Source organism: Burkholderia sp. Se-20378 (assembly GCF_017104665.1).
GTDB lineage: Bacteria > Pseudomonadota > Gammaproteobacteria > Burkholderiales > Burkholderiaceae > Burkholderia > Burkholderia lata.
On sequence record NZ_JAAGPG010000479.1, the window covers coordinates 1 to 6,170 of the forward strand.

6 protein-coding genes are annotated in these 6,170 nt (G+C 70.4%); all 6 read left to right on the top strand.

Translation table 11 applies throughout. The features are described 5' to 3' along the window. Window positions 1-634: hypothetical protein (locus G3N93_RS41790; protein WP_241026772.1), on the top strand; the 634-nt coding region annotated here is incomplete at its 5' end. 1 nt (window position 635) lies between these two features. Next, window positions 636-1,259: a hypothetical protein gene (locus G3N93_RS31755; RefSeq protein WP_206134730.1), complete on the top strand. Its 624-nt coding sequence runs from the start codon at window positions 636-638 to the stop codon at window positions 1,257-1,259. Between the two features lies 1 nt (window position 1,260). Then, complete coding sequence (locus G3N93_RS31760; RefSeq protein ID WP_174933444.1) at window positions 1,261-2,244, top strand: ferritin-like domain-containing protein; 984 nt, start codon at window positions 1,261-1,263, stop codon at window positions 2,242-2,244. A 3-nt stretch (window positions 2,245-2,247) separates the two neighbouring features. After that, entirely contained in the window at window positions 2,248-3,237 is a 990-nt protein-coding gene (locus tag G3N93_RS31765) for a 3-oxoacyl-ACP synthase (RefSeq protein ID WP_206134731.1), read from the top strand. Beyond that, a complete protein-coding gene (locus G3N93_RS31770; protein WP_206134732.1) occupies window positions 3,227-4,402 on the top strand; it encodes a PLP-dependent decarboxylase in 1,176 nt (391 codons plus the stop codon). The genes G3N93_RS31765 and G3N93_RS31770 overlap by 11 nt, the downstream gene beginning before the upstream one ends. A 24-nt stretch (window positions 4,403-4,426) precedes the next feature. Next, the gene (locus G3N93_RS31775) at window positions 4,427-6,001 is read left to right on the top strand and encodes an acyl-CoA ligase (AMP-forming), exosortase A system-associated (protein WP_206134733.1); all 1,575 of its coding nucleotides are present in this window, start codon (window positions 4,427-4,429) and stop codon (window positions 5,999-6,001) included. The last annotated feature ends 169 nt before the right edge of the window (window positions 6,002-6,170 follow it).

Here is a 6,170-nt window from a genome sequence, read left to right on the forward strand (position 1 = left end):
AGCTCAGCATCGCGTGTTCGCGCAGGCACTGGCCGGTGCGAACGACTACACGCCCGACTGGATGACCTGCTCGTACGAATGCGCGGGCTGGGGCTACGTGCTGCGCCGCACGCTCGCGACCGCGGCCGAAACCGGGCCGCGCACGCTGCTGCTGCAGATCGTCGACATCGACGTGCACGGCTTCACGTACTGGCACGGCAACCCCGCCTGGGGACGCTCGGGCTTCGGCGTGTGCTCGCTGCTCGTCGACGTCGGCCGCGAAGCGTCACCGTCGGCGCCATCGGTGCTCGCGGACGCCGCACCGCCGGCCAGCGCAGTCGTGCGGCTGGGCCGCGACATCCGCACTTTCTGCGCGGCCCGCCCCGGCTTGCAGGCGGCGCTGCCGTTCTTTCCGGCGACGTCGCGCCGTGCGCTGCTCGCGTCCGTCGGCAAGACGCCGCTGCTGCCGGACGGCCACGGGCTGTTCGGTCATGCGTTCGGCAGCGATCCGTGGCTGTCGGTGCTGCTCGCGCATCGCGACGGCGACACGCCGCGCCGCGCGGCCGTCTGCTCGCTCGCGCTGAACGGCTATTACGCGGTCGCCGACGTCGCATTCGCGCCGGACGCGACGTTCTCTCTCGACGACGAGGCGTGACATGGTGCGACCCGTTCACTTCACCTACCGGATCGAACGCGACGCTCGGCAGCCGGTTGCGGTCGCCGCAAGCGCGTACCGGATGCCGCTCGACACGCCGGCCGACTATGCACGCGCCGCGCTCGCCGAAAGCGCCGGCGACGTGTATGACGCCGGCGATGCGCTCGGCGGCGAACGCCGCGTGCTCCTCGACCACGTCCAGTATTTCGCGTTCCTGGCCGACATCACCGCGCGAATTCGCGATGCCGTGCATCCGGACGCACGCGTGTTCATCGAAGTCTGCGCGCCGTACTTCGGCGCGCTGCCGGCCGAACTGCTCGCGCCGCACGTACTGCTCGGCGTGCACCTGTACGACGAAGCATTGCGCGATGCCGCGCGCGGCGCGCCGGTCGTGTGGATCGGCGACCGCATCCTGCGCGACGCGGAGTTCGCCGGAGACAACCGCGTGTGCTGCGCGATCTGGCCCGCGCGGCTCGCCGACGCCTTCGACGCGCAGTTGCGCGGCCCGTGGCCGTCCTATGCGATCCGCCTCGACCCACATCCGGCCACACCGCGCGCCGCCGCCACGACGCTTACCGATTCCGCCCATCATTCCGGCGCCGCCGCGCAGCCGGGGAGACCTTGAAATGACTGACACGCTCACCGTTATGCAGGACACGGCCGACATCCGCTGGTCGATGCCCGTCGACGCCCTGATGTCGAACGACTACGAACTGCGCGAAGAGGCACTGAACCGGCTCTACGAAAAGGCGAAGGCCGCGCAGTGGGACGTCGCGACCGACGTCGACTGGAGTCACGACCTCGATCCGGCGAACCCGCTCGGCATGCCCGACCCGACGCTGCTGATCTACGGCACGGAGCTGTGGGGCAAGCTCTCCGACGCCGACAAGCGCGAGGTGCGCCATCACGCGCAGGGCTGGCTGCTGTCGCAGATCCTGCACGGCGAGCAGGCCGCGCTGATCTGCGCGTCGAAGCTCGCATCGGCCGAGAACGGCCTGAGCGCGCGGCTGTGCGCGGCCGCGCAGATGATGGACGAAGCGCGCCACGTCGAGGCGTACGCGAAGCTCGTCAACGAGAAGCTCGACGTCAGCTACCCGATGAGCCGCTCGCTGAAGGGGCTGCTGCACGACACGATCACGAGCAGCGCGCTCGACATGACGAACCTCGGGATGCAGGTGCTCGTCGAGGGCATTGCGCTGTCGATCTTCCAGAGCGTGGTCGCATACAGCACCGATCCGTTCATCAAGGACCTGTTCGTGCGGATCCAGCGCGACGAATCGCGCCACTTCGCGGTCGGCCGGATCACGCTGTGCCGCGTGTATGCGGAGATGAGCGCGGTCGAGCTGCGCGAACGCGAGGAGTTCGTCTGCGAGGGTGCAGCCGTGCTGTACGAGCACCTGTGCGCGGACGACATCTGGGAACCGATGGGTCTGTCGAAGCGCGAATGCAGCGCGATGGTGCGCGAGTCGCCGGTGTCGAGCTCGATCCGCCGCTCGATCTTCCGGCGCCTGGTGCCGACGATCCGCGAGATGGGCCTGCTCACGCCGACCGTGCAGGCGACCTTCGAAAAACTCGACGTCCTCGACTACGCGGCGATGCCGCTCAACTGAACCATGACGACGAACGCCTCCCAAGCATCCCGCGACGCCGGCTTCTGGATCGGCGTCGATGCAGTGGCCTACGAGCTGCCGGGCCTGCCCGTCGATATCGAGGCCTGGGCCGCCGAGCGCGACTACCCGGCGCAGCGGGCCGCGGCGATCGCGCATTCGGGCAGCCGCTATTTCCACATGGCGCTCGACACGAGCGAGACCGATCTCGCGATCGCGGCGGCCGGCCGCCTGCTCGACACCGCACGCGTGCATCCGTCCGACATCGGCGCGATCGTGCACGTGCACACGCAGCAGTTCAGCGTGCCGCCCGCGCCGCGCAGCCTGCCGCACGAGCTGGCCGCGCAGCTCGGCATCGAGCCGCTGTGGCTCGGTTCGGTCGCGCAGCTGAACTGCGTGTCGGTCGCGGCCGGCATCGAGACGGTGCGCGCGCTGATGCGCCGCCATCCGCAGCTCGACGCGGCGCTCGTCGTGTCGTCCGACCGCGTGTACGGCGAGGATTACCGGATGCGCCAGATGACGGGCGTGCAGTGCGACGGCGCGGCCGCGATGCTGATTGCCCGCAACAGCACGAAAAACCGGCTCGGCGGCATCGCGATCGAGACGCATGCGAAATGGCACCGCGGCTCGGATACCGTCGCCGCGAACGAGGCCGACCTGATCATGATGGAGTGGCCGTACACCCGCAAGGCGATCGACGCGGCGGTCGCGCTCGAGCCGCACGCGCTCGACGCGTATGAACTCGTGCTGCCGCACAACGCCGACCTGCCCGGCTGGAACGCGCTGTGCCGCGCGATGCGCGTGCCGGCCGAGCGGCTCTATGCGGAGAACATCCATGCGCGCGGCCATGCGTGCTGTTCGGATTTTCCGATCAACCTGGCCGACGTCGGGCTCGATGCGGTCGCGCACGGGCACCGCGTGCTCGGCGTGATGCAGTCGAACTGCGGCGCGTACGCAGCCGCCACGCTCCATCCGGTGGGCCGCCATGACGCCTGAGCGCCCGCTTCCGCCCGCCAACGACCACGCGTGGATCGCCGATCTGCGCACGCCGTGCTACGTGTACGAGCCGGAAATCGCGATCGCGCGCTACCGGTCGCTGAAGGCGCGGCTCGGCACGCGGCTGATCGTGTCGCTGAAGGCGAACCCGAACCAGGACATGCTCGCGCGCTGCGCGCATGCGTACGAGGACGGCGTCGAACTCGCGAGCCGTGGCGAACTCGACGCGGTGATCGGCCGGATCAAGACGCCGCGCTACCTGAACAACCCGTCGATGGACGAGATGTTCATGCGCGCCGGGCTCGCGTCGCGCTGCCATTTCGTGCTCGACAACCCGGACGCGGTCGCGCGCTTCGTGCCGCTGGCGCGCGAAGCAGCGGCCGGCGGCGGCACGCCGGGTTCCGTGCTGCTGCGCGTGAATGCCGGCGCGCTGGCCGGCGACGATGCGCGCGCGCTGTGGCACGACCACTTCGGAATGACGCCGAACGAGGCGCACGACGCGGTGCGCACGCTCGTCGCCGCCGGTTTGACGGTGGCCGGGCTGCACGTGTTCTCCGGCCCGCATTCGTTCATCCGCCAGGACGCGACGCAGCCCGACACGCTCGTGCTACCCGAACGGCTCGCGGCGCTCGCCCGCGATCTCGCGCCCGCCAACGGCGCCCCACTCGCGTCGCTGAGTCTCGGCGGCGGGTTTGCCGACGATCACCCGGGCGATGTCGCGTTCGAACGCTATGCGGCTGCGCTCGCCCCGTTGGCCGGCCAATACTCGCTCGCGCATGAATCCGGCCGCGCGATCTTCGCCGATGCGGGTGTGTTCGCGACGCGCGTCGTCGCGGTGAAGACGTGGCAGGACCGCACGATCGCGGTCTGCGACGGCGGGCTGTCGCATGCGTTCCTGCTCGCGCAGACCGAATCGGTGATGCGCCGGCTGGCCGCGCCGTCGCTCGTGCGGCGCACTCCGGCGCCGCCCGAACGCGGTGTACCGACGATCTATGTCGGCAGCACCTGCAGCCGCGCGGACGTGATCGGCCGCGACGACACGGGCGCACCGCCGCAGGTCGGCGACATCGCCGTGTTCGCACGCTGCGGCGCGTATCACCGCACGTACTCGATGGCGCATTTCCTGTCCCACGAAGCCGCGCACGTGTACGTGCGGCCCGCCTAGACCAACCTGAGAGAGGAGCCGATCATGAACGCACTGATCAGCGTCGCCGACCTGCTCGAACACGGCGCCGCGCGCTGGCCGCAGCATCCCGCGTATGCCGACGGCGGCGGCACGATGACCTACGAACAGCTCGCGCGCGCGGTCCGCCGCGCCGCCGCCGCGCTCGCATCACGTGGCGTACAGCCCGGCGAACGCGTCGCCATCTACGCACCGAAACGCATCGAAACCGTGGTCGCGATGCTCGCGGCCAACGCGCTCGGCGCGATCTTCGTGCCGGTCAATCCGCAGTTGAAGGAAGCGCAGATCGAACACATCGTCGCCGACAGCGGCGCGGCGCTGTTCATGACCGGCGCGCAGCGGTTGAAGCGCCTGCCGGCGCTCGCCGCGCTCGTCGGCGCCCGCGCGATGCTGATCGAGGAACTCGCCGACGCGATCAACGCGCCGGGCACCGACACAGCGGCACCAGCCCTCACCGGCCGCCCGGTGGACGACGATCCGGCCGCGCTGCTTTACACGTCCGGCTCGACCGGCAAGCCGAAGGGCGTGGTCGTGTCGCACCGCAACCTCGTATCGGGCGCGTTCAGCGTCGCCGCGTATCAGGGGCTGGCCAGTGACGACGTCGTGCTCGGCGTGCTGCCGCTCAGCTTCGACGCGGGCCTCAGCCAGCTCACGACCGCGCTGGCCTCCGGCGCGTGCTACGCGCCGCTCGACTTCCTGCAGCCGGCAGAAGTGCCGCGCCATTGCGACGCGTTCGGCGTGACGTCGATCACCGGCGTGCCGCCGCTGTGGATGCAACTCGCATCCGCCGGCTGGAGCGACACGGCGCGCACGCGGATCCGCCGCTTCGCGAACACCGGCGGCCATCTCGCAACGCCGCTGCTGCACCGCCTGCAGGCGCTGTTCACGAACGCCGCGCCGTACCTGATGTATGGCTTGACCGAAGCGTTCCGCTCGACCTACCTGCCGCCGACCGACGCCGCACTGCGCCCGACGTCGATCGGCAAGGCCGTGCCGAACGCCGAAATCCTCGTGCTGCGCGCGGACGGCAGCGAATGCGCGGTCGACGAACCCGGCGAACTCGTGCATCGCGGCGCGTTCGTCACGCTCGGCTACTGGAACCGGCCCGAGCTGACCGCGCAGCGCTTTCGTCCGCTGCCGCGCCGGCACGGCGAGATCCCGCGCCCCGACATCGCCGTGTGGTCCGGCGACATCGTGCGCCGCGACGCGGACGGCTACCTGTATTTCGTCGCGCGCGGCGACGACATGATCAAGACGTCCGGCTATCGCGTCAGCCCGACCGAGGTCGAGGACGTGCTGTTCGCGCTGCCCCACATCCGCGAGGCCGCCGTGTTCGGCGTGCCGCATGCATCGCTCGGCGAAGCGATTGCAGCGTGCGTCGTATCGACGCTCGACGCCGACGCCTGCCGCGCCGACATCGCACGCGCCTGCCGCGATGCATTGCCGACCTACATGAGCCCGCTCGTCGTCGAGCCGCTGCCGGCGTTGCCGCGCAACCCGAACGGCAAGATCGACCGCCCCGCGCTGAAAAACCAGTATCGCGACGCGTTCGCGCGCACGAACGAGGAGACCGCCGCATGACCCTGTCGACGCTCGATGAAACCTGCCTCGGCGCGCGCCGCGTCGCCGAGCCCGGCACGCTGGCCCTGTCGGGCGGCGTCGTGGTGCTGCCGCCCGCCGTCGTGTTCAGCGCGATCCAGGCGCAGGAGCGCCATCCCGGCTACCGGCATCTGCTGCTGCCGCGCTCGGC

Excerpts from the sequence above, each read along its gene's own strand:
- G3N93_RS31755 (WP_206134730.1), top strand. The coding sequence starts at position 636 with ATGGTGCGACCCGTTCACTTCACCTACCGGATCGAACGCGACGCTCGG.
- G3N93_RS31760 (WP_174933444.1), top strand. The coding sequence starts at position 1,261 with ATGACTGACACGCTCACCGTTATGCAGGACACGGCCGACATCCGCTGG.
- G3N93_RS31765 (WP_206134731.1), top strand. The coding sequence starts at position 2,248 with ATGACGACGAACGCCTCCCAAGCATCCCGCGACGCCGGCTTCTGGATC.
- G3N93_RS31770 (WP_206134732.1), top strand. The coding sequence starts at position 3,227 with ATGACGCCTGAGCGCCCGCTTCCGCCCGCCAACGACCACGCGTGGATC.
- G3N93_RS31775 (WP_206134733.1), top strand. The coding sequence starts at position 4,427 with ATGAACGCACTGATCAGCGTCGCCGACCTGCTCGAACACGGCGCCGCG.